We start from the raw sequence: 22076 nt of genomic DNA on the forward strand, positions 1-22076 counted from the left end.
CTCCGGTCGTCGCGGATGGGCGACCTCCGAGCCCCGGCGGAGACCCGGGTCGGTCGACGCGTCTGCTCCGCTCCCCGATGCGGGCGTCACGGGAACGGGTGCGGGTCGGGGTTCAGCTCGTCCGGGAGCAGGTCGCGGTCGAGCCTGCCGAGCCGCCGCGGCAGCTCGAGGAGCCGGGGAAGCCCGTCGATCCTGCGGTTGCGGTGGCCGAAGGTCATCGGCACGGCGCCCGGCACGAGCACCTTCACGCAGGCGAATCCGCCCGCGCGGTGCTCCGGCGTGGTCTGGTCGACGACGAGCACCTCGCCGATCCGGTCCACCGCGGCGCGGAGATCGACCGCCAGGTCCGCGGCGTCCGGGCGCACGCGGTCCGCTCCGCCGATGTCGTCGGCGCGGATCGTCGGACCGGCGCGGAGGAAGTCGAGGCGGTGGAGGGCGTCCGGGTGCGCGGAGAGGGCGGAGTGGTCGATCATGGTCCGCACGGCGGAGGGGTCGCGCACCATCTGCGCGGCGTGCGCCTCCTCGCCCGGGTAGCGCCGGAGGAGGTCCGCCAGGATCGGGCCGAGCTCGTTCATCGCGCCGAGCAGGGCGCGCTCGGGGTCCAGGCCCGCCCCGGCGGTGCAGAGCGCGGCCGGTCCGGAGCCGCCCTGCCGCGTCGCCAGCAGCCACACCGCCGGGATGCCCCAGTCCGTCGTGACGTCGAAGGCGGCGACCTCGTAGCCCGTCGCCGCGGTGATCGCCGCCGCCTGATCGGCGACGAGGGGATCGCGGCAGCTGCTCAGGTCGATGCCGGCGGGCGTGCTGCGGGTGTACCAGGTGCAGAGGAACGCGTCGCGCTCGACCGTCTCCAGCAGGCCGTGCAGGGCGGCCTCCTCCCAGGAGGAGCCGAGCGCGCAGCCGTTCGAGACCTCGTAGTACGAGACGGGGTCGTCCCCGCGCAGTCGCTGCGAGAAGTAGTAGGCGAGGGCCTCGGGGACCAGGCGCGCACGCCCCTCGGCAAACGAGTGCGCCCAGACCCACTGGATCGGCACGTCCTCGTCGAACCTCCGGTAGCGGAAGGCCGGATCGTCGTAGGACTCGTCCGGATGGCGGCCGAAGACGTCGGGATGCACGGCGTCGGCGGCGAGCTCCCGGTAGCTCCCCCGCACCGTCGACCGGCGCCCGCCCGGCGCGACTCCCCCGTAGCGCTCGAGCGCCTCCAGCACCGCGGTGACCTCGGCGGACCGGTAGTCGCGACCGCGCCCGTAGCCCGGCTCGACCAGGCCGTCCAGGCGCATCGGCATCGGCGCGGCCGCCATGACCAGCCCGCCCTCGTCGCCGCGGCGCGTGGCGGCGATCGTGCCGCAGAAGGGGTCGATGTAGAGCGAGCGGAGCGCGTCGGACTCGCTCACGACGTCTCGGATCCGGGCGCCGAACGGGGTCGACTTGGGTTGCGGCGCGAGGACGTGCTGGGCAGCCTCGGCGGTGTCCTCCGGGAGGTCGCCGCAGAGCTCGCAGAGGGGCTCGGGGAGGAAGGCGTGCGACTCCACCTCCAGGGTGTCGAGGCGGACCACCGCGACCCGGCGCTGGGCGCCCGCCGCCTCGCACTCCCGGGCCAGGAGGCGCTCGAGCGCGATCGCCGCGACGTCGGCCGCCAGCTCGTCGAGCGCCTCGGGGCGGCGGCCCTCGAGCTGCTCCGCGTACTCCGCCCGCAGCCGCACCCGCCACGGCTCCGCGCCGCCGAGGCGTTCCCGGCGGAGCGCCAGGCACTGGGGGCAGCCCGGGAGTCCGGGACGGACGAGGGGCCCGATCACGATGCGGCTCACCTCGACGTGCACGGGCAGCCACGGGACGTCCGCCGCGGGGCGGCTCGGGATCCGCCAGGTGTCGGACGCCCGGACGGCGACCCCGCTCAGCGCGCCGATGCCGGCCAGCGTGCACTGGAGCAGTCCGTCCGCGGCGTCCGCAGCGTCGATCTCACCCGTGCTCACGGCAGGATCACCACCTTCCGGACGACGAGCCCGAGTCGCGCGACGACGGGATCGTGGTCCAGGTCGACCACGACCGCCCGCGGATCGGAGGTGGGAGCCGCTTCGACGGCGAGCCTCAGCGCCTCCTCCTCGGTGGCGGCGACCCCGAGGCCGCCAGTCGCCGGAGGGGCGTCCGAGCAGCGGAAGGCGAGGGAGACCGGTATCCGGACGGTCGCGCTGTCGGCCAGGCGCCGGCCCGGCACGGTGTACTCCGCGGGACCGGCGACGATGTCGCGGACCGCCGCACGCAGCTCCTCGAACGTCGCGGTCGGCGCGGCGACGGCACATCCTGCGGCGTCGAGCACCCGGCGCGGATCGAGGACCGACTCCGCGCGGATCGCGAGTGCCCGGCGCACGGCGTCCGCCCGTGCCTCCGCGAAGTCGGCGCCCTCGCCGACGACCTCGACGTCCCGCCGGTCGACGACGGCGTCGCAGGCGACCAGGGCTCGGGAGTGGTGCCGCGGCACCTGCGGCAGGTCCGCCTCCTCGATCAGCCGGACGACCCCGAAGTCGGGATCGACGAGCGTCATCGCGCGCTCCTCGAACGGGCCGGTGGCCTCCGGCTGCCCGGCCTGCCACGGGTGCGGGCTGATCCGGGTGAGCACGGTTCCGTCCGCAGTGACCGTCGTGGCCCGCCACGGATCCGTGTGGCCGGACGCTGTCCGGCGGACCAGCTGGGCGACGGCCAGCCGGAGCACGTGCTCCTCGGGCCTGCCCGCCGCGACCCCGCGCTCCGCCAAGGCCACCAGCACCGGGAGCACCTCCGACGCGGGGGCCGGACCGACGACGAGCGCCGCGCCGTCACGCAGGAGCACCGCCCCGAACGTCCGCTCCGGGTGCTCGCGGACCTCGTCGATCAGCCACCGCCCCTCGACCGGGCCGACGGCGAGCCAGGACTCGGGGAGCGTGCGGCCGCTCCGCGCCACCGCGCGCTGCAGGAGTTCTGTCTCGCCGAGGAGGCGGACGCGACCGGCGACGGGAGCCTCGCAGAGGAGGCCGAGGCTGAGCATCGCGCTCCGCACGCGCCGAACCTGGTCGGCTCGGGCGGGATCGAGCGACCGAGTGCACTCTTCGACGTCGTCACCCGCGAGGATCCAGGCCGCGATCGCGCGCATCCAGCCCGCGACCTCGCCGGTGAGCTCGATGTCACCGGTGGCGGTCATGCCGTAGGTGCGGCCCTCGTGGTCGATCACGCAGGCGCTGGTGTCCACGGTGAGGGTCATCGCGTCGCCGCCGGCACCGGTCGCGGAATCGAGCCGACGATGAACTGGCCCACGCTGCACTCGAGGAGCGGGTCGCGACCGGTCGCCTCGCCGAAGGCGACGGGGTCGTCGGTGCCGAGCGGGCAGCCCGCCAGCCCCATCGCGCTGCATGCCCCGGCGAGGGCCTGGTAGAGGACCCCGGTGTCCTTCAGGACGAGCTCGAGCGCCATCCTCTGGTACTTCCACATCACGCGGCCGACGCGGGCGGAGACGACGATCAGCACCTGCGGGGCGACTCCGGTCGCCGCGACTCCGCTCGCGACCTGGACCATTCGGCGCAGGGCGGGAGCGCCGATGCCGCACACCTCCTCCAGCTCGTGGCGGTGCGCGTCGTAGTGGTAGAAGGCCGGCTCGAGCCCGGCGCAGCGCGAGACGGCCAGGTACAGCTCGAGCTCCGCGAGCGAGCCGCCGGACGGACGCGGAGAGCTGACCACCTCCGTCCCGTGGTCGACGCGCAGCCCGCGGACCCGATCCGTTCGGAACAGGAGCTCGCCGAGCTCGGCGACGTCGATCGGCGCGGCATCGTCGTGGTCGCGCAGGGACATCCGGCGCTCGACGACCTCGGCGTAGGGCGGGTCGCTCGCGCGCAGGGCTGCGAGATCGACCGCGGGGAGGGCGACCCGGCGGCCGCCGAACGGAACCGGGGCGGCGCCCTCCGGAGCGAAGCCCGCCTTCCCACCCCACCAGGTGCCGCCGAAGTCGGCGGCCGGGCCGCGGTAGCCCTGCCGGCTGCGGTCGTGGAAGAGCAGCTCGTGGGGTGCCCACTGCCGGTAGCGGAACTCGGTGTCCTCCGGTCCGCCCGGCAGCGCGAGGAACCCGTGCCGCTGGAACTCGCGGCGCAGGGCGGCGGCGAGACCGCCGGAGCCCGAGAGCGCGTCGGCGAGCAGCGACCGCCGGTGCAGCACGATCTCGGCGCTGGCGAGCGGGGACTCGACGAGCAGGTCGGCGCCGTCGCGGCGGACCACGGCGAACCTCGAGAGGTCGAGGTCGGCGGACAGTGCAGCGGCGGGCTCGACCGCGGCCCGAAGCGGACGGACGACGAAGCCGGGACCGTCGTCGTCCCCGAACTCCTGGACGAGCCAGCCGTCCTCGCGCAGCCGCACAGTGACGGGATCGTCGGCACCGCCCGGCCCGCCCTCGACGAGCTGCCGGAGTCGCTCGTCGACGTCCGCGCCGCCGCCGAGCGCCAGCGCTCGCGGCCACGCCATCACGGTCGTTCCGCTGCCGTCCCGGGTCGCGTGCACCCCCGGTCGCAGGCGCTCAGTGCGAGGTCCCGGCACGTTCTCGTCGCTCATGACCGCTCCTTCTCCCTCGAGAGGCGGGCGGCCCGAAGCTCGGAAAGGAGGTCTCGGCGGAGGTGACCCGTCTCGAATATCGACAGAACGTCACTTTAGCGTCTGGGCCCAACGATGAGATCGCTGTGCGCCAGGGACGCGCAGCAGGCCCTCCATGCTGATCGAGCAGCCCGCGCAACAGGCGCTCCATGCTGATCGAGTAGCCCGCGCATCGGGCGTATCGAGATCCACCCACGTCAGGAGGGCGTGTCTGCCGACCCACCCTGCTGGTGACGGTGGGTCTCGATACGCCCCTGCGGGGCTACTCGACCAGCATGCACTTCCCCGCGGGCTACTCGGCCGGCATGCACATCCCTGCAGGCTGGTCAGCCGGCATGCGCATCCCCGCGGGCTACTCGGCCGGCATGCACATCCCTGCACGCTGCTCAGCCGGCATGCACATCCCTGCGGGCTACTCGACCGGCATGCACATCCCTGCAGGCTGGTCAGCCGGCATGCGCATCCCTGCGGGCTACTCGACCGGCATGCACATCCCTGCGGGCTGCTCAGCCGGCATGACGGCGGGATCGCGTCCGCGTCCTCGTCACCTGCCGGCGGAAGGCGTCGCCGCTCGATCGCGGTGGCGGAGGGCTAGGGATTCGAACCCTAGAGACATCTCTGCCCACCAGTTTTCAAGACTGGCTCCATCGGCCGCTCGGACAGCCCTCCCTGCCGCTCCCCGCGGGGAGAGACAGTCGATGGTAACCGACGGTCCGCGCGCCGCGGGAGCGGCGGGCGCCGCGTCGGGTCAGCGCAGGTCGGCGAGGGCGACGGCGACGCCGTCCTCGTGCACGCCGGGGAGGATCGCGGACGCGACGGCGAGGACCTCGGCGGGCGCCTGGCCCATCGCGAGGCCGGCGCCGTGCTCGCCGGCCCAGGTGAGCATCTCGATGTCGTTGCGGCCGTCGCCGAGCGCGACCACGTCACTCCGCTCGATGCCGAGGCGGTCGCGGACGAGCTCGAGCGCGGTCGACTTGTTGACGCCGTGCGGGGCGATGTCGAGCCAGGCGGTCCAGCCGATGGCGTAGCTGACCTGGTGCAGGCCCATCCGCTCGACGAGCTCGGTGAACTCCTCGATGCCGGTGCCGGGCGAGATGACGACCACGCGGGTGGACTGCACCCCCAGCAGCTCCTCGAAGGGCACGTGCACCGTCTCGGCGCCCATCACCGCTCCGCCGGGGAAGGCCTCGGTGTAGGAGAAGGCGCCGTCGGCGTCCTCGACGGCGTAGTGCGCGTCGGGCAGGTGGCGGCGGATGGTCTCGAGGACCTCGGTGGGGTCGAAGGTCTCGACGACGTCGGGGCGGTAGCCGCCCTCGGCCTCGGGGTCGCGGCGCAGGGTGACGGCGCCGTTGCAGCAGATCACGAACTCCGGAGCGATTCCCAGGCGCGCGACGACGGGCAGCGTGGTCGACGGCGAGCGGCCGGTGGCGAGCATGACCTCGTCGCCCTGGGCGACCGCGCCCGCGATCGCCTCGACGACCGCGTCGGTGATGGTGCCGTCCTCGTGCATGACGGTGCCGTCGATGTCGAGGGCGATGAGGCGGCGGCCGGCGCTCATGCGGTGCGGACCGGCTCGAGGACCTCGAGGCCGCCCAGGTGCGGGCGCAGCGCCTCGGGGACGAGCACCGAGCCGTCGGCCTGCTGGTGCGTCTCGAGCAGGGCGACGATCCAGCGGGTGGTCGCCAGCGTGCCGTTCAGGGTGGCGACGGGCGCCGTCTTCCCCGACTCGGTGCGGTAGCGGGTGTCCAGGCGGCGGGCCTGGAAGGTGGTGCAGTTCGAGGTCGACGTGAGCTCGCGGTAGGCGTCCTGGGTGGGCACCCAGGCCTCGACGTCGAACTTGCGCGCGGCGCTCTGGCCGAGGTCGCCCGCGGCGACGTCGATGACGCGGTAGTGCAGGCCGAGGCTCTGCAGCACGCCCTCCTGGTGGGCGAGCAGGCGCGCGTGCTCCGCCTCCGCGTCCTCGGGCAGCGTGTAGACGAACATCTCGAGCTTGTTGAACTGGTGCACGCGGATGATGCCGCGGGTGTCGCGCCCGCCCGAGCCGGCCTCGCGGCGGTAGCAGGTGCTCCAGCCGGCGTAGCGCTTCGGGCCGCCCGCGAGATCCAGGATCTCGTCGGCGTGGTAGCCGGCGAGCGCCACCTCGCTGGTGCCGGTGAGGTAGAGGTCGTCGTCGCGGAGGCGGTACACCTCGTCGTCGTGCTCGCCGAGGAAGCCGGTGCCGTCCATGATCTCGGGGCGCACCAGCGTCGGCGTGATCAGCGGCGTGAAGCCTGCCTCGAGGGCGCGCTCCAGGCCGAGGTTCATCAGCGCGATCTCGAGGCGGGCGACGAGGCCCTTGAGGAAGTAGAAGCGCGCGCCGCTGACCTTCGCGCCGCGCTGCATGTCGATGCCGTCGAGCAGCTCGCCGATCTCGAGGTGATCGCGGGGCGCGAAGTCGAAGACCGGGCGCTCGCCGACCGTGCGCACCAGCTCGAACTTGTCCTCGCCACCGGCGGGAACGCCGTCGATGATCGGGTTGGCCAGCCGCTTCACGAGCGAGCCGAAGCGCTCGTCGGCCTCGGCGGCCTCCTGCTGCGCCTGCTTGGCGGCGGCGGCGAGGCGCTGCGCCTCGGCGACCAGGACCGCCTTCTCGTCCTTCGGCGCCTTCGCGACGGTCTTGCCGAAGGCGTTCTGCTCGGCGCGGAGGCGCTCGGCCTCGGTGATCGCGGCCCGGCGTGAGCGGTCGGCCTCGAGGGCGTCGTCGACGAGCTCGACGGAGTCGCCGCGCGCCTCCTGCGAGCGCTTCAGGACGTCCGGGTTCTCGCGGAGTAGTACGGGATCAATCACCCCAGCAGTTTAGAGGGGCCGGGAGGCGCGCCTGAGGATCGGCCGGGCGGACCGAACCGGCGGGGCCGGGGCTGCGAACCACTTCTGCGCCACCTCCCCCGACGGACGGCGCCGGCCCCCTCCGTTCCCCCGCGAGAGGGCCGCAGCGCTCCATCGCAGCTCCCCGACCTCAGCCCGAGAGGCCCCGCCATGACTCCCCGACCCCCGACCGTGCGCGTCGAGCGCTCCGGACCCGTCGCCCGCCTGATCCTCGACCGGCCGGACGCTCTCAACGCGCTCGACCTCGACACGGCCCTGCAGCTGGTCCGCGCCCTGATCACGCTGAACGCCGACGCGGGCTGCACCGTCCTCGTCGTCGAGTCCGCGGGTCGCGCGTTCTGCACCGGCGGCGACGTCTCGGCGATCATGGGCGCCGACCGGCCCGACCAGTATCTCCGCGATCTGGCGACGACCGCGGGCGAGGCCTTCCGCCTCCTCGGCGAGAGCAGCGCCGTCGTCGTCTGCGCGATCGACGGCATCACCGCGGGGGCCGGGATCGCCTTCGCGCTCGCCGCCGACATCGTCGTCGCGACGCCCGCCGCGACCTTCGTCAGCGCCTACGGCGACGTCGGGCTCGTGCCGGACTGCGGCGTCACGGCGACCCTGCCCGCGACGATCGGGCGCCGCCGCGCCCTGGACTTCGTGCTCTCCGGCCGCTCCGTCCGGGCCGCCGAGGCGCTCGAGTGGCAGCTCGTCACCGAGGTCGTCCCCCGCGCCGAGCTCGCGGCCCGCGTCGACGAGCGCGTCCGGGCGCTCGCGGCCCGCCCGCCGCTGGTGGCCGCCGCCGCCAAGCGACTGCTGACCACCGAGCCGCTCGACCTGCGCGAGCGGATCGAGGAGGAGACCGACACCCTCGTCGAGCTGCTCGCCACCGAGCGCACCCGCGCGCTGCTCGAGGCCGAGCACGAGCGGCAGCAGCGCCGCCGGGCCCGCAGCAGCATCGCGGCCTGACCGCGCACCTTCGTCAGGACCGGGCGACGAGCCCGCCGAGATCGCGGATCGACGCCGCCCCCGACTGCTGCAGCATGACCCGGAACTCGCGGTCGAGGAGCCCGAGCAGCCCGGCGACCTCGTCGGCACCGCCCACGGCGAGCGCCCACATCAGCGGCCGCCCGACGAAGACCGCGCGGGCCCCGAGCGCGAGAGCCGCGAGCACGTGCCGGCCCGTGCGCACCCCGCTGTCGATGTAGACCTCGGCGTCGGCGCCGACCGCGTCGACCACCTCGGCGAGCGCCCCGACCGCGGTGATCGAGCCGTCCATCCGCCGGCCGCCGTGCGTCGAGACGACGACCCCGGAGGCGCCCGCGTCGACCGCGCGCCGGGCGTCCTCGCCGCGCAGCACGCCCTTCACCAGGACCGGCAGACCGCTGACCGAGCGCAGGCGGCCGATGTCGTCGAGTCCCGGGTTCGGCACGGGACGGCCGAGGACCAGGGCGCGCTCCTGCTCGGTCAGGTTGCCGAGCCGCGCCTTCCCGGGGATCTCCGGCCAGGTCAGCGGCTCGATGCCGGGGCGCTCGCCGCGCAGCACCGGCATCTCGACCGTGAGCATCAGCGCGCGGGCGCCGTTCGACGCGGCCCGCTCGATGAGCGCGTGGGTCACGTCGCGGTCCGCGAGCAGGTAGACCTGGAACCACCACGGCGCACCCGCCGCGGCGATCCGCTCGAACGGCAGCGCCGTGTTCGTGGAGACGCCGAGCAGGGTGCCGGCGCGGGCCGCCGCCTCCGCCATCGCGATCTCGCCCCGCGGATCCGCCGCGTTCTGCTGCGCCATCGGCGCGATCAGCACCGGGCCCCGCACCTCCGTGCCGAGGACCGTGGTCGTGGTGTCGCCGTCGAGCTCGCCGCGCAGCGCCGCCGGCCGGAAGCGGATCGCGTCCCAGGCCGCGAGGTCGGCGTCGCGCTCCGAGCGGCCGCCCGCGACGGCGCCGTAGTAGTCGGCGACGAACCAGGGCAGCGTTTCGCGGGCGCGCTCCTCCAGCTCCGCGACGAATCGGCGGGTCGGTGCGCTGTCGGCGGTCATGGGCGGCCTCCCCTTCGAGGGCGCCGGTGCGGCGCGGGGGCGGGGCCGGGAGGCTCCGCCGCGGCTCGACTGTACCCGCGGGCGCCGCCCCGCGATCGGAGGGGCGCGGCGCTGCCTTCTCGACTACGGTGGACCCTGCGAAGGGGAGTAGTTCCCACCGTCCGCCGAGCGGACGACGAGGCGCGTCGACATGCTGGTCCGGAGAGTCCCGGACCCGGCGCGCCACCCGGATCCTCGCGGAATCGGGCGAACGAGACCTTCGGCCAGTCGACACGTGTCCTGGCCGGTCCTCTCGCGCGGGTCGGCCGGGGTGCCGAAGCCCAGGAGATCCCATGGCGACCACCGCCCGAGACACCCCTTCCTCCCCCACTCCCGTGCAGATCCGCCGCTGGCGGCGCTACCTCGCCGACGAGCTGGCCGAGGCCGCGAGCTACCGCGATCTCGCCGAGCGCCGCTCCGGCGAGGAGCGCGAGATCCTGCTCGCCCTCGCCGCCGCCGAGGGCCGGCACGAGGAGCACTGGCGCGAGCTGCTCGGGCCGGCCGCCGAGCCGCAGCCCCGGCCGGACCTGCGCACGCGGCTGCTCGGCTTCCTCACCCGGCAGTTCGGCTCGGTCTTCGTCCTCGCGCTGATCCAGCGCGCCGAGGCCCGCTCGCCCTACGCCGACGACGACGATGCGACGGAGGCGATGGCCGCCGACGAGCGGATCCACGGCGAGGTCGTCCGCGGGCTCGCCGAGCGCGGTCGCAATCGGCTCTCGGGCACCTTCCGCGCCGCGGTCTTCGGCGCCAACGACGGCCTGGTCTCGAACCTGGCTCTCGTCCTCGGCGTCGGCGCGAGCGGAGTCGGCACCGGGGTCGTCCTCTTCACCGGCATCGCCGGGCTGCTCGCGGGCGCGCTCTCGATGGGCGCCGGCGAGTTCGTCTCGGTGCGCTCGCAGCGCGAGCTGCTCTCCGCCTCCTCCCCCGACCTCGACACCAACCACGTCGTCCCCGACCTCGACGTCGACGCCAACGAGCTCTCGCTCGTCTACCGCGCCCGCGGGCTCTCGCAGGAGGACGCGGACGCCCGCGCGGCCCGGGTCTTCGCGGGACTGCGCGGCGGCGCGGCGCCGACCTCGCCGATCACCATCGGCGGAGTGAAGGCCGACCCGTCGGTCGACGAGTACGAGTCGATCGGCACGGGCATGGGCGCGGCGCTGTCGAGCTTCTGCTTCTTCGCCTCGGGAGCGATCATCCCGGTGCTGCCGTACCTGCTCGGGATGTCCGGGCTGGCCGCGGTGGTTCTCGCGTCCGTCCTGGTCGGCCTGGCGCTGCTCGCCACCGGCGCGATCGTCGGCCTGCTCTCCGGCGCGCCGCCCCTCGCTCGCGCCCTGCGCCAGCTCGGCATCGGCTACGGTGCGGCGCTCGTCACCTACCTGCTCGGGCTGCTGTTCGGCGCGTCGGGGGTGTAGAGGACACGCTGCTCAGTCAGCCAGCGCAACGGCCTGCCCCATGCTGATCGAGTAGCGCGCGCCGCACGCGTATCGAGATCCACTTCCGCCGGAAGTGCTGGTGACAGCAGGTCTCGATACGCCCCTGCGGGGCTACTCGACCAGCATGTGTGCGGGTGTCTCTTCCAAGTGGATCCCCCTCCGCCGGAGGGGCCGGCGTCAGAGGGTCGTCGCCTCGGACTCGGCCTCGACGTCGTCGGAGGGAGCCGGCTTGGCGGGCCGGCCGCGCCAGCGCAGTGCGGCGACGCCCATCGCCAGCAGCAGCGCGAACGGCAGGCTGCCCAGCAGCGGGATCGAGGCGTAGTAGGTGATCTGGCGCTGGATCCACTCCGGTGACGGGGTGTCGGAGTCGCCGTAGTACGACGCGGGCGGCGAGGAGTAGCCGCTGTAGAGCAGCGCGACGCCGAGCACGCTGCCGGCCAGCCCCGCGAGCAGCAGGGCGAGCAGCCAGGGGTTCCGCCAGAGCGGCGCCGACGGCTCCACGGCGACCTCGACTCGGCGGACGGACGCCTCCTCGGGCGCGGGATCGGCGAACGGCTCCCGGGCCGGCGCCGCGTCCGAGGGCAGCCGGGCGGGCGCGCTGATCGGAGCGCCGCCCTCGGCCGCCCGCCGCGAGCGCCGGCTGTCGGCCGTGGTCGCGATGTCGGCGAGGGCGGGCGGCCGCCGGCGCGCGATCCCCTCCGGTGCCGTCCCCGGCCGGGTGAAGGCGCGCTCGTCGCCGCGCACCCGGTCCACTCCCCCGGCGAAACCCCGCTGGAAGGCGGCGTCGTACCGCGGATCGACGCGCTCGCGCTCGGCTCCGCCTCGTTCAGTCATCGTCGACCTCCGGTTCGCTGCCGAGGATCCCGCGCAGCCAGTCGCGGGCCTCGATGAACACCTCGTCGTCGTAGCGTCGCACGTACGAGACCGGACGGCGATCCGCACGGGGATACGAGCCGAGGAAGATCACCCGCGGACTGAAGCGGCGGAGCCCCAGAAGGGCGTCGGCGACCCGCTCGTCGTGCACGTGGCCGTCGAGGTCGATGACGAAGCGGTAGCGGCCGAGGGCGTCGCCGATGGGCCGCGACTGGATCATGCTCAGGTTCACTCCGCGGGTCGCGAACTGCTCCAGCATGTCGAGCAGCGCTCCCGGGGCGTCGGAGGGCAGCTCGACGATCAGGCTGGTCTTGTCGGCGCCGGTGGCCTCGGGCAGCTCCCGCGAGCGGGAGACGTGGACGAAGCGGGTGACCGCGTTCGGGTTGTCGCCGATCCGCTCCGCGAGAACCTCGACGTCGTGGTGGGCGACGATGCCCGGCGGCGCGATCGCGGCCTGCGCGGGCGAGCCCGCGAGCAGGTCGATCGTGGCCTGCACGTTGCTCGACGCCGGCAGGTGCTCGTGGCTCGGGATCGTCCGGTCGAGCCACCCGCGGCACTGGCCGTAGGCGACCGGGTGCGCGGCGACGATCCGCACGTCCTCGAGCCGCGAGCCCGGGCGGCCGACCAGGATGAACGACACCGGCACGAGGTACTCGCCGACGATCCGCACGCCCGGGATCTTCGCCAGCGCGTCCTGCGCGGCCGTCACTCCGCCCTCGACCGAGTTCTCGATCGCGATCACCGCGCCGTCGCTGCGCCCCGAGACCAGGTCGTCGAGCGCCTCGCCGACGTTGCCGACGCTCCGCCAGACGTGCCCGCGCGCCTCGGGCACCTGCGCGAGCGCCGCCTCCGTGAACGTGCCGGAGGGCCCGAGATAGCTGTAGGTGCGGGGGGCGGAGGCGGTGTCGGGGACACCGTCGGAGGCGCGGTCGGGCATGGCGGACAGCCTAGCCAGCGCCTGTCCAGCCGGTATCGCGGCCCCGGCGCGACTGCCACTATGGACCCCATGACCGATCGCGCAGGGAAGCCGGCAGAGGCCTCCGATCTCATCGACGTCGAGGCCCTCGTGAGGGCGTACTACGAGAAGAAGCCGGACGTGTCCGACCCCTTGCAGAAGGTGGTCTTCGGCACCTCCGGGCATCGCGGCTCGTCGTTCGACACCGCCTTCAACGAGGACCACATCGCGGCGGTGACGCAGGCGATCGTCGAGTACCGCACGAACGAGGGCGTCACCGGGCCGCTGTTCATCGGCGCCGACACCCACGGCCTCTCGCGCCCCGCGCTGACGACCGCGCTCGAGGTGCTGGTGGCCAACGAGGTGCGCGTGCTCGTCGACGAGTTCGACGACTACGTGCCGACCCCGGCGCTCAGCCACGCGATCCTCCGCTACAACAACGACCCGTCGCACACCGACCGGGCCGACGGCATCGTGGTCACCCCCTCGCACAACCCGCCCCGCGACGGCGGCTTCAAGTACAACCCGCCGCACGGCGGCCCCGCCGACTCCGACGCCACCTCCTGGATCGCGAACCGCGCCAACGAGCTGATCGCCGACGGCAACCGCGACGTGAAGTCGGCCGAGCCGAGCGCCGTCGAGACCTACGACTACCGCACCCACTACGTCGCGGATCTGAAGAACATCATCGACATCGACGCGATCAAGAAGGCCGGGGTGAAGATCGGCGCCGACCCGCTGGGCGGCGCGTCGGTGCACTACTGGCAGCTGATCGCCGAGATGTACGAGCTCGACCTCACGGTCGTCAACGGCGCGGTCGACCCGGCCTGGGGCTTCATGACCCTCGACTGGGACGAGAAGATCCGGATGGACCCGTCCTCCCCCAGCGCGATGGCCTCGGTCGTCGCCCGGGCCGGCGACTACGACATCCTCACCGGCAACGACGCCGACGCCGACCGCCACGGCATCGTCACCCCCGACGGCGGCCTGATGAACCCCAACCACTACCTCGCGGTCGCGATCGACTACCTCTACCGCCACCGCTCCGGTTGGCGCGAGGACGCGGCGATCGGCAAGACGCTGGTCTCCTCCTCGATCATCGACCGGGTCGCGGAGTCGCTCGGCCGCCGCCTCTGGGAGGTGCCGGTCGGCTTCAAGTGGTTCGTGCCCGGGCTGGTCGACGGCTCGGTCGGCTTCGGCGGCGAGGAGTCGGCGGGCGCGTCGTTCCTCCGCTTCGACGGCACCGTCTGGACCACCGACAAGGACGGCATCCTGCTGGCGCTGCTCGCCTCCGAGATCGTCGCGGTCACGGGCAAGAGCCCGTCGGCGCTCTACCGCGAGCTGACCGAGCGCTTCGGCGACCCGGTCTACGAGCGCGTCGACGCGGTCGCCACGAAGGCGCAGAAGGCGGCGCTCGGCAAGCTCGACGGCGACGCGATCTCGGCGACCACCCTCGCCGGCGAGGAGATAATCGCCAAGCTCTCGAAGGCCCCCGGCAACGACGCGGCGGTGGGCGGCGTCAAGGTCGTCACCGAGAACGCGTGGTTCGCCGCGCGCCCCTCCGGCACCGAGGACGTCTACAAGATCTACGCCGAGTCCTTCCGCGGCCTCGACCACCTGCACGAGGTGCAGGCCGAGGCCCGCACCATCGTCGACGCCGCCCTGGGCTCCTAGCCCGCGCCGCCCGCGGCTCGCCCCCGCCGAGTCGCCCGAGAAGGCTCGTTCCCCACCCCGGGAACGAGCCTTCTCGGGCGAGTCACTGCCGCAGCGCCGCGCGCACCTGGGCGACGACGGAGTCGAGGTCGGCGAGGTCGTCGCCGGTGAGCTCGATCACGGTCCAGCCGGCCGCGCGGAGGCGGCGGGCGCGCGCGACGTCCCTGCGCCACTGGCCGGGCTCCGAGCGGTGGTAGTCGCCGTGGTACTCGATGATCAGGCGTGCCCGGGCGAGGCACAGGTCGACCCGACCGAGGAAGGCGCCCGACTCGTCACGGATCTCGACGTTCGCCTCGAGACCCCGGATGCCTGCGAGCACGAGCGCCACGCGGACCTGCGACTCGGGCCGGGACTCCGCGCGGCCATCGAGCAGCCCGAGGGCTCGACGCAGGCGCCCGATCCCGCGTCGACCCGGATACCGGGCGAGTGCGGCACGCAGGGACTCGTCGCCGACGAAACGACGGTGGAGGAAGTCGTCGCCGACCGCGACGAGGTCCGCGAGAGAGAGCACTGCGCCGAGGTCGCACCAGGTGCGCGCTGGAGTGGTGAGAGCGCCCCTCCTCCCGGTCACGACATCGATGTCGCGATCGAGCGTGAGGCTGCGGCCCGCCAGCCCTCGCGCGTGCGGGGCCCGGGCCGGTGCGACGACGGCGACGTCCAGGACGGCGCGCTGCTCCCAGTGCCGGTCGAGCGGAGCGCCCCACAGCAGCGCCGCGGTCGGCCCGCAGACGAAGACGTGGTCACCGAGCCGGTGCAGCACCGCCGCACAGCGATCCGCGAGCGTGACGGCCGGAGCCGACGATCTGACTCCGTAGGCCGGCGACGAGAACTCCGCCGACCGCATCCGCGCCCGCGACAGCCCCGCGGCGCTCCCCTCCGCCACCCTGAAGAGGCCCTCCGGCCCGTCGCCACTCACCGCGCCATGCTGGCGCCCCTGAGCGACCCGTGCGTCGAGTTGTCCACAGGCACCACTGACTCGCCCGAGAAGGCCCGTTCTCGGGGTGGAGAACGAGCCTTCTCGGGCGGCTCAGCGGGTGTCGGCTACCAGCGGGGGTGGACCGTGGGGCGGAAGTGGGTGTCGTAGAGGGCGTTGACGGCCTCCATGAAGGCGGGGCCGAGGGGGGCGGCGTCCGCGGCGGTGGCGTTCGCCTTCGCCTGCTCGACGGAGCGGGCGCCGGGGATGACGGCGGTGACGCCGTCCTGCTGGATGATCCAGGCCAGCGCGGCGGCGGCGGGCGCGAGGCCGTGGTCGGCGGCCAGGAGGGAGAACTCCTGGGCGGCCTCGACGCCGGTCGCGAAGTCGACGCCGGAGAAGGTCTCGCCGACGTCGAAGGCGGAGCCGTCGCGGTTGTAGTTGCGGTGGTCGTCGGGCGCGAAGGTCGTCTCCGTCGTGTAGCGACCGCTGAGGAGACCGGACGCGAGCGGGACGCGCGCCAGGATCCCGACGCCGGCCTCACGGGCCGCCGGCAGCACCGCGTCGAGCGGCTTGAGGCGGAACGCGTTCAGGATGATCTGGACGCTCGCGACGTTCGGCCGCGCGATGGCGGTGAGCGCCTCCTCCGTGCGCTCGACCGACACGCCGTAGTGCGCGATGGCGCCCTCGTCGACCAGGGTGTCCAGCGCGTCGAAGACGGCGTCGTCGGAGTAGACGGAGGTCGGCGGGCAGTGCAGCTGCACGAGGTCGAGCGTGTCGACGCCGAGGTTCGAGCGCGAGCGGTCGGTCCAGGCGCGGAAGTTGTCCAGCACGTAGTTCGCGGGGATCTGCTCCACGCGGCGGCCCATCTTCGTCGCGACGAAGACGCCCGCGTCGGGGTGCGCGGCGCGCCAGGCGCCGATGGTCCGCTCGCTGCGGCCGTCGCCGTAGACGTCGGCGGTGTCGAGAAGGGTGACGCCCGATTCCGCCGCGGCGTCGAGGATCGCGAGGGCGTCGCTCTCCTCGACGTCCCCCCAGTCGGCACCGAGCTGCCAGGTTCCGAGGCCGACGACGGAGACGGGCGCACCGGTGCGGCCGAAGATTCGAGTTTCCATCCCACCACCGTAGGTGCGGCCGGAGGATGCGAGCAGCCCCTTGCGCGTGCCCTACCGTCGGAGCATGAGCCTCGTCGTCCTCGGAAGCGCCAATCTCGATCACGTCCACCGGGTCGCCCGCATCCCCGCGCCCGGCGAGACCGTCCTCGCCCTCGACTCCCGCACCTTCCCCGGCGGCAAGGGGCTCAACCAGGCGGTCGCCGCCGCCCGCACGGTCGCGGGCAGCAGCTTCGTCACGAGCCTCGGCCGCGACGCCGCGGGCGACGAGCTCGCTGGGCTGCTGGCGGAGGAGCCGCTCGAGCTGCACGCGCGCCGGGGCGACGAGCGCACGGGCACCGCGCAGATCACGGTGGACGACTCCGGCGAGAACGCGATCGTCGTCGACTCCGGCGCCAATGCCGCCTTCACCGACCTGACCGCGGCGGAGGAGGCGCTGATCGCCAGCGCCTCGGCGCTCCTGCTGCAGCTCGAGATCCCGGTCCCGACCGTGCTGGCGGCGGCGCGGGCCGGCCGTGCGGCGGGGACCACCACGATCCTCAACGCGGCGCCGATCGGCCCGCTGCCCGAGGAGCTGCTCGCCGAGCTGGACGTCCTGATCGTCAACGAGCACGAGGCGCGCGAGCTCGGCGCCGAGCGCGGCGTCGCGGCGGCCGACGACACCGCCCTCGCCGTCGCCCTGACCGCGCTCGTCCCGGTGGTGCTGGTGACGCTCGGCGCGGACGGCGTCGTGGTCGCCGTCCGCGACCGCGAGCCGGTGCGCGCACCGGCCTTCCGCGTCTCCGTCGTCGACACGACCGGCGCGGGCGACACCTTCTGCGGCGTCTTCGCGGCACGGCTCGCGGCCGGCGGCGAGAGGCTCGACGACCCGGCCGCGCTGGTCGAGCTCGTCCGCTGGGCGACCGCCGCCGCGGCGATCTCGGTCACCCGGGCGGGAGCGGCGGTCTCGACGCCGACGGCCGGCGAGACGGAGGCGTTCCTCGCCGAGCACGGCGCCTAGCGGCGGCACCCTCAGCGACGGCGCACTCCGGCGTCAGTCGACGGAGGCGATCCGGACCGCGACGCGCGCGCGGCGCCCGGGGTGCTCGCGCCGGCACCACTCGCGCACCGCGGAGCCGACCGCGCGGGCGATGTCCGGCGCCGACGACTCGGCGGCGACGCAGACGTCCGCGGACACCGACACCTCGTCGCCGAGGACGCGGACGAGCACCGGCTCGGCGAAGGTGCCGCCGGAGACCGCGCCGAGCGGGCCGTCCGCCGGATCGACGGTGGCGGGCGTCAGCGCACCGGCCGCGTGCGCGAGGACGTCGCGCACCTGGCCGCGCGCCGGGACGAGCATCGCCACTCCTGCGAGGGCGCGGATCTCGGCGGTGAGCACGGCGGCCGCACTCGGCGCGGATCCACCGGGGGCCGCCGCGGGGACCAGCACGGCCGGGGCGACGGGAAGCTGCTCGGACCCGCTCACGACTCCTCCTCCCCCGGCACGTAGACGTCCTCGACGCGCACGTCGATCGTCGAGACGCGCAGCTCGGTCTGGGTGAGCAGGCGGGAGTGGATGCGCTCGCGCACCTGCTGCGCCGCGTCGGCGATCGGCACGCCCCAGAACACCGAGATCGTCACCTCGACCGCGATGTCGGCACCCGGATCGGCGACGTCGCCCTGCAGCCGGCAGCGGCCGACGAGGACTCCGGAGACACTGTCGCCCGCCTCGCGGACGATGCCGCGGACGGCGCCCTCGGTGATCGTCAGCTCGACGTCGGGGTCGGTGCTCGCGAGCGGGATGTCCCGACCGGCCCGCGCCTCGCGCCGCACCTGGGTGAGGATCGAGCCGAACCAGCTCTCGGTGGGCGCGGGCAGGTGCGCCGCGTCGTCGTCGATCAGCGCACCGGAGAGCGCGCGGACGCGCTCGAGGGCGCGCAGCGTGCGCCGGTGCTCCGGCGACTCCTCGATGGCGGGGTCGTAGGGCAGGCGGCCCCGGTCCAGGTAGTCGCCGAGCTCGTCGATGCCGATCGCGTCGGCGGAGCCGGCGTCCGGATCGGCGTCGGCGTCGTCCGCGACCAGCGGCACGGGCAGCGGCAGCACGGCGTCCTCGCCGGTGCCGGGCAGGCCGGGCGTCTCGTCCGGGGTCATCGCGCCGACTCCTTCATCGCGCAGACTCCTTCATCGCAGGCCCTCATCGCCAGTCCTCCATCGCCACGACCAGCGACTCCCGTGCTCGGGCGAGCTTGCCGCGGACGGCGGTGGCGGTGATGCCGAGGTGCTCGGCGATCTCACTGTACGACTCGCCGCCGACCTCGCGGAGCAGCCAGCACTGCCGCTGGGTCTCGGGCAGCTCGGCCAGCGCCTGGGCGAGAGCGCGCATCGCGTCGCTCTGCTCGACCGACTCGAACGGCCCGGGCTCGCGGGCCGGCGGGTGCTCGACGGCGTCGACGTCGTCGACCGGCTTGCGCTGGCGGAGCAGGTCGACGCTGGAGCGGCTGACGATCCGCATCATCCAGCTCCGCACGCTCGCCGGCTCCTGGAGCTGCGGGAGCTGGGCCCAGACGGTGATCAGCGCGTTCTGCACCGCGTCGGAGGCGTCCGCCTGCGAGCCGGTCAGCCGCCAGGCGTAGGCGCGGAGGATCGACTGGTGCCGCTTGACCAGCACCTCGAACGCGCGGACGTCGCCCTCGGCGGAGCGCTCGGCGAGGAGCGCGTCGCTCGCCGTCTCCAGACCGGGCATGGGGCTCCTCCAGCGGGCACCGGCTCGAGCCGGCATCGACCATCAGGTGACTATCAGGAAAAACTCCGGATCGCACCGTGACGAATCCCCGTCGGGCTCCGTCTCACTCATGAAAGCACAGCCCGACGGGAAATCCGCCGGACTCCCCGACCCCGGCCGCGCACCACCAGCGGCCGACGACACGCACAGGAGTCACCATGAGCGACAGCACGCGCACCCCCGCCACCCCCGCCACCCTCAGCGCCCCCCGCGTCGACAAGGCGTCGGTCGACACCGTCACCAGCCTCGGCAACAGCGCCGCCTCGGGCACGGCTCAGGGCCGCACCGTCATCGACGACGCCGTGATCGCCAAGGTCGCCGGCATCGCCGCGCGCCAGGTGCCCGGCGTCTTCGCCCTCGGCAACAACGCCGCCCGTGCCTTCGGCGCGATCCGCTCGGCCGTCGGCGGGAACGACCACGCCCAGGGCGTCAGCGTCGAGGTCGGCGAGACCCAGGTCGCCGCCGACGTCACCCTCGTCGTCGAGTACCCGGTGCCGATGCAGTCGGTCGCCGACCAGGTCCGCGCCGCGGTCTCCGAGGCCATCACCGAGCTCGTCGGCATGTCCGTCGCCGAGATCAACGTCGCCATCGTCGACGTGCACATCCCCGGCGAGGACAAGGGCGACACCGAGACCGAGAGCCGCGTCCGATGAGCGACCCCCGCACCCCCGCACCGGCCCCGACCGGCCGCAGCACCACGCTCGGCCTCGTCGTCGGCGCGATCCTCGCCTTCGCCGCCCTGCTCTTCGGCTTCTGGGGCTTCGTCCTCACCGCCGTCTTCATGGCGCTCGGCGTCCTGATCGCGCGGATGCTGGACGGCTCGCTCGACGTGCGCAGCCTCGTGGACGTGTTCCGCGGCCGCACCACCTCCCGCTAGGAGTCGCCGTGACCACACTCGACCAGCGTCCCGGCGAGCGGACCGCTCCGTCGGAGCCGGGCACCGTCACCATCTCCGTCCGCTCCCTCGAGCGGATGGCCGTGGCGGTCGTCCACGAGGAGCTGGGCGTCGAGGTCTCCGCGATCCGCGTCCGGCTGTCGGACGACAGCGGCGGCCTCGCGCTCGCCGTCTCCGCCCCGGTCCTGACCGAGGGCGCCTCCACCGCCGAGGGGAGCCTGCTCGATCGCCTCCACCGCGACCGGGCGGCCATCGCCTCCCGGATGGGCGCGCTCACCGGCCGCACCGTCAGCCGCGTGGACATCCGCGTGACCGGCACCCGCATCCCGACCCGAGCCACGAGGAGAGTCGCATGAGCCCCGCAGCCACACCGCGCGACGCGGCACCGGACGCGCGCTACCGCCGCTACCTGCGCCGCGAGACCCACAGCTCGCGCTCGGCCGCCCAGATCGTCGTGCTCGTGCTGATCATCCTGATCGCCGCGTACGTCGGAACGGAGGCGGTGCTCGCGATCGTCGGGGCCGCTCCGCTGCTGCTCGCCCCGTCCGCGCTCCTCGGCGCGATCGTCGGCGTGACCGATCTCGCCTCCGGCGCGATCATCGGCATCGCCGTCGGCACCGCGGTGCTGGCGCTGATCCTGCTGGTCCTCGCCCTCGCCCCGGGCGCCCGCGCCCGCCACACCGTGGCGGACGACCGGCTCGCCGTGGTGATCGACGACGGCGTGATCGCCTCCTCGCTCGCCCGCTCGGCCCGCTCGGCGGCCCGCTCGCGCCGCGAGGACACCCGCGCCTCGATCGGCCGCCGCACCGCCGTGATCGAGGTGACCCCCTCCTCGGGGATCACCGTCGACCGCGACTCCGTGCAGTCCGCCGTCGACGACGAGCTGAGCCGCATCGCGGCGACGCCCGCCACCCGCGCCACCGTCCGCATCTCCGAGTCCGGGAGGATCTGATGACCACGAGCAACCGGTTCGTGAACCGCCTGATCCTCTTCCTGGTCGGCCTCGTCCTCGCCGCCGTCACGGCGGGCCTGGTCCTGATCGCCGTCTCGCAGCCGGTCCGCGACGCGGTCGCCGACTTCGCGGACGGCCAGGGCGCGGCCCTCGTCTCCCGCATCTCGCCGGAGGACGGCACCGCCTGGAGCGACGCCGCCGTGCTGTGGCCGCTCTACGCGATCGTCGGGATCTGCCTGCTGGGCATCGTGCTCGCGATCGTCCTGATCTCCGCCCACGGCCACGGCCGCACGAGCACCGTCCTCACCGACGCGGGCTCGTCCAGCGGCGTCGCCGGAGAGGTCGAGATCGCCACCGGCTTCGCCGAGGACGTCCTCGAGAACGCGCTGGCCGGCCGCACCGACCTGCTGGACGTGACCGTCTCGGCCTACCGCCACGGCTCGTCGACGGCGCTCAAGGTCCGGGTCCTGCCCCGCGGCGGGGTCTCGCCCCGCACGGTCGTGGACGCGGTGCACCAGGAGGTCCTGGAGCTCGATCGCCTGCTCGGCGCGCGACTGCCCGTCGTGCTCGAGGTCGCCTCGAGCGCCCGGGCCGGGTTCTCCAAGGAGGACCGGGTCGCCTGATCCGCGAGCGCCCGCGCTCGCCACCACTTCCTCCGGCGGACGTCGCCGGAGGACGAACCGAATCGAACGGAAGGAGCCCCCTCATGGGTGCTGACGACAAGATCCGCAACGCGGCCGAGAACCTGCTCGGCAAGGCCAAGGAAGCGGCCGGCAAGCTGACCGACAACGAGAAGCTCGAGGCCGAGGGCAAGGCCGACCAGACCAAGGCGCACACCAAGAAGGTCGGCGAGGACGTCAAGGACGTCTTCAAGAACTGACGCCCTCGTCGAACGACGAAGAGGCCGCCTGTCGCTGATGCGACGGCGGCCTCTTTCGCT

23 protein-coding genes and 1 tRNA gene are annotated in these 22076 nt (G+C 74.0%); 10 read left to right on the plus strand and 14 right to left on the minus strand.

Annotation, left to right across the window (positions count from 1 at the left end):
- Positions 1 to 86: 86 nt before the first annotated feature.
- The 6 genes from EDF35_RS02460 to serS form a co-directional block, all read right to left on the minus strand.
- Positions 87 to 1970 carry a TOMM precursor leader peptide-binding protein gene (locus tag EDF35_RS02460; RefSeq protein WP_166673982.1) on the minus strand — a complete coding sequence of 628 codons (1884 nt, stop codon included), beginning with the start codon at positions 1968 to 1970 and terminating at the stop codon, positions 87 to 89.
- Positions 1967 to 3232 carry a hypothetical protein gene (locus EDF35_RS20610; protein WP_166673983.1) on the minus strand — a complete coding sequence of 422 codons (1266 nt, stop codon included), beginning with the start codon at positions 3230 to 3232 and terminating at the stop codon, positions 1967 to 1969. The genes EDF35_RS02460 and EDF35_RS20610 overlap by 4 nt, the downstream gene beginning before the upstream one ends.
- Positions 3229 to 4566 (minus strand): SagB family peptide dehydrogenase, encoded by a 1338-nt coding sequence (locus tag EDF35_RS02465; protein ID WP_133960621.1) that lies wholly within the window; start codon positions 4564 to 4566, stop codon positions 3229 to 3231. The genes EDF35_RS20610 and EDF35_RS02465 overlap by 4 nt, the downstream gene beginning before the upstream one ends.
- A 620-nt stretch (positions 4567 to 5186) precedes the next feature.
- Positions 5187 to 5274 (minus strand) — tRNA-Ser (locus tag EDF35_RS02470).
- Positions 5275 to 5353: 79 nt separating this feature from the next.
- Positions 5354 to 6163: an HAD family hydrolase gene (locus tag EDF35_RS02475; RefSeq protein WP_133960622.1), complete on the minus strand. Its 810-nt coding sequence runs from the start codon at positions 6161 to 6163 to the stop codon at positions 5354 to 5356.
- A complete protein-coding gene (gene serS / locus EDF35_RS02480) occupies positions 6160 to 7431 on the minus strand; it encodes a serine--tRNA ligase (protein WP_133960623.1) in 1272 nt (423 codons plus the stop codon). Before serS ends, EDF35_RS02475 begins: the two co-directional genes overlap by 4 nt.
- A gap of 189 nt (positions 7432 to 7620) precedes the next feature.
- Between serS and EDF35_RS02485 the strand changes: the two genes are divergently transcribed.
- Entirely contained in the window at positions 7621 to 8421 is an 801-nt protein-coding gene (locus EDF35_RS02485; protein WP_133960624.1) for an enoyl-CoA hydratase/isomerase family protein, read from the plus strand.
- A 13-nt stretch (positions 8422 to 8434) separates the two neighbouring features.
- On the opposite strand, the gene EDF35_RS02490 is transcribed toward EDF35_RS02485, so the two are convergent.
- Positions 8435 to 9490: an alpha-hydroxy-acid oxidizing protein gene (locus tag EDF35_RS02490; RefSeq protein ID WP_133960625.1), complete on the minus strand. Its 1056-nt coding sequence runs from the start codon at positions 9488 to 9490 to the stop codon at positions 8435 to 8437.
- A 332-nt stretch (positions 9491 to 9822) separates the two neighbouring features.
- Here EDF35_RS02490 and EDF35_RS02495 point away from each other — a divergent pair, with 332 nt between their 5' ends.
- The gene (locus tag EDF35_RS02495; RefSeq protein ID WP_123445000.1) at positions 9823 to 10941 is read left to right on the plus strand and encodes a VIT1/CCC1 transporter family protein; all 1119 of its coding nucleotides are present in this window, start codon (positions 9823 to 9825) and stop codon (positions 10939 to 10941) included.
- Positions 10942 to 11139: 198 nt separating this feature from the next.
- Here EDF35_RS02495 and EDF35_RS02500 read toward each other — a convergent pair whose 3' ends face one another.
- On the minus strand, positions 11140 to 11796 hold the full coding sequence (locus EDF35_RS02500; protein WP_133960626.1) for a hypothetical protein: 657 nt from the start codon (positions 11794 to 11796) through the stop codon (positions 11140 to 11142).
- Complete coding sequence (gene pheA / locus EDF35_RS02505) at positions 11789 to 12772, minus strand: prephenate dehydratase (RefSeq protein ID WP_123702026.1); 984 nt, start codon at positions 12770 to 12772, stop codon at positions 11789 to 11791. The genes EDF35_RS02500 and pheA overlap by 8 nt, the downstream gene beginning before the upstream one ends.
- Positions 12773 to 12841: 69 nt before the next feature.
- Here pheA and pgm point away from each other — a divergent pair, with 69 nt between their 5' ends.
- The gene (gene pgm, locus EDF35_RS02510) at positions 12842 to 14464 is read left to right on the plus strand and encodes a phosphoglucomutase (alpha-D-glucose-1,6-bisphosphate-dependent) (protein WP_133960627.1); all 1623 of its coding nucleotides are present in this window, start codon (positions 12842 to 12844) and stop codon (positions 14462 to 14464) included.
- 82 nt (positions 14465 to 14546) lie between these two features.
- Here pgm and EDF35_RS02515 read toward each other — a convergent pair whose 3' ends face one another.
- A complete protein-coding gene (locus EDF35_RS02515) occupies positions 14547 to 15419 on the minus strand; it encodes a DUF559 domain-containing protein (RefSeq protein ID WP_133960628.1) in 873 nt (290 codons plus the stop codon).
- A gap of 125 nt (positions 15420 to 15544) precedes the next feature.
- Positions 15545 to 16531: an aldo/keto reductase gene (locus tag EDF35_RS02520; protein ID WP_133960629.1), complete on the minus strand. Its 987-nt coding sequence runs from the start codon at positions 16529 to 16531 to the stop codon at positions 15545 to 15547.
- 64 nt (positions 16532 to 16595) lie between these two features.
- Here EDF35_RS02520 and EDF35_RS02525 point away from each other — a divergent pair, with 64 nt between their 5' ends.
- Positions 16596 to 17528 carry a ribokinase gene (locus tag EDF35_RS02525; protein WP_133960630.1) on the plus strand — a complete coding sequence of 311 codons (933 nt, stop codon included), beginning with the start codon at positions 16596 to 16598 and terminating at the stop codon, positions 17526 to 17528.
- A 33-nt stretch (positions 17529 to 17561) separates the two neighbouring features.
- Here the strand turns inward: EDF35_RS02525 and EDF35_RS02530 are convergent, their stop codons facing one another.
- The 3 genes from EDF35_RS02530 to EDF35_RS02540 are packed head-to-tail and all read right to left on the minus strand — an operon-like array spanning position 17562 to position 19250.
- Positions 17562 to 17993: a hypothetical protein gene (locus EDF35_RS02530; RefSeq protein ID WP_133960631.1), complete on the minus strand. Its 432-nt coding sequence runs from the start codon at positions 17991 to 17993 to the stop codon at positions 17562 to 17564.
- Positions 17990 to 18658, minus strand: a complete 669-nt coding sequence (locus tag EDF35_RS02535; RefSeq protein ID WP_133960632.1) for an Asp23/Gls24 family envelope stress response protein — start codon at positions 18656 to 18658, stop codon at positions 17990 to 17992. The genes EDF35_RS02530 and EDF35_RS02535 overlap by 4 nt, the downstream gene beginning before the upstream one ends.
- 43 nt (positions 18659 to 18701) lie before the next feature.
- Positions 18702 to 19250 carry a sigma-70 family RNA polymerase sigma factor gene (locus EDF35_RS02540; RefSeq protein WP_123444992.1) on the minus strand — a complete coding sequence of 183 codons (549 nt, stop codon included), beginning with the start codon at positions 19248 to 19250 and terminating at the stop codon, positions 18702 to 18704.
- A gap of 197 nt (positions 19251 to 19447) precedes the next feature.
- Between EDF35_RS02540 and EDF35_RS02545 the strand changes: the two genes are divergently transcribed.
- The 6 genes from EDF35_RS02545 (at position 19448) to EDF35_RS02570 (ending at position 22016) form a co-directional block, all read left to right on the plus strand.
- On the plus strand, positions 19448 to 19942 hold the full coding sequence (locus EDF35_RS02545; protein ID WP_133960633.1) for an Asp23/Gls24 family envelope stress response protein: 495 nt from the start codon (positions 19448 to 19450) through the stop codon (positions 19940 to 19942).
- A complete protein-coding gene (locus EDF35_RS02550) occupies positions 19939 to 20166 on the plus strand; it encodes a DUF2273 domain-containing protein (RefSeq protein ID WP_123733472.1) in 228 nt (75 codons plus the stop codon). Before EDF35_RS02545 ends, EDF35_RS02550 begins: the two co-directional genes overlap by 4 nt.
- A gap of 8 nt (positions 20167 to 20174) precedes the next feature.
- Complete coding sequence (locus EDF35_RS02555; protein ID WP_133960634.1) at positions 20175 to 20540, plus strand: hypothetical protein; 366 nt, start codon at positions 20175 to 20177, stop codon at positions 20538 to 20540.
- Entirely contained in the window at positions 20537 to 21136 is a 600-nt protein-coding gene (locus EDF35_RS02560; RefSeq protein WP_123444988.1) for a hypothetical protein, read from the plus strand. The genes EDF35_RS02555 and EDF35_RS02560 overlap by 4 nt, the downstream gene beginning before the upstream one ends.
- The gene (locus EDF35_RS02565; protein ID WP_123702007.1) at positions 21136 to 21759 is read left to right on the plus strand and encodes a hypothetical protein; all 624 of its coding nucleotides are present in this window, start codon (positions 21136 to 21138) and stop codon (positions 21757 to 21759) included. The genes EDF35_RS02560 and EDF35_RS02565 overlap by 1 nt, the downstream gene beginning before the upstream one ends.
- Positions 21760 to 21842: 83 nt before the next feature.
- Positions 21843 to 22016: a CsbD family protein gene (locus EDF35_RS02570; protein ID WP_123702005.1), complete on the plus strand. Its 174-nt coding sequence runs from the start codon at positions 21843 to 21845 to the stop codon at positions 22014 to 22016.
- Positions 22017 to 22076: the final 60 nt, after the last annotated feature.

This window comes from Rathayibacter sp. PhB151 (assembly GCF_004366415.1).
GTDB lineage: Bacteria > Actinomycetota > Actinomycetes > Actinomycetales > Microbacteriaceae > Rathayibacter > Rathayibacter festucae.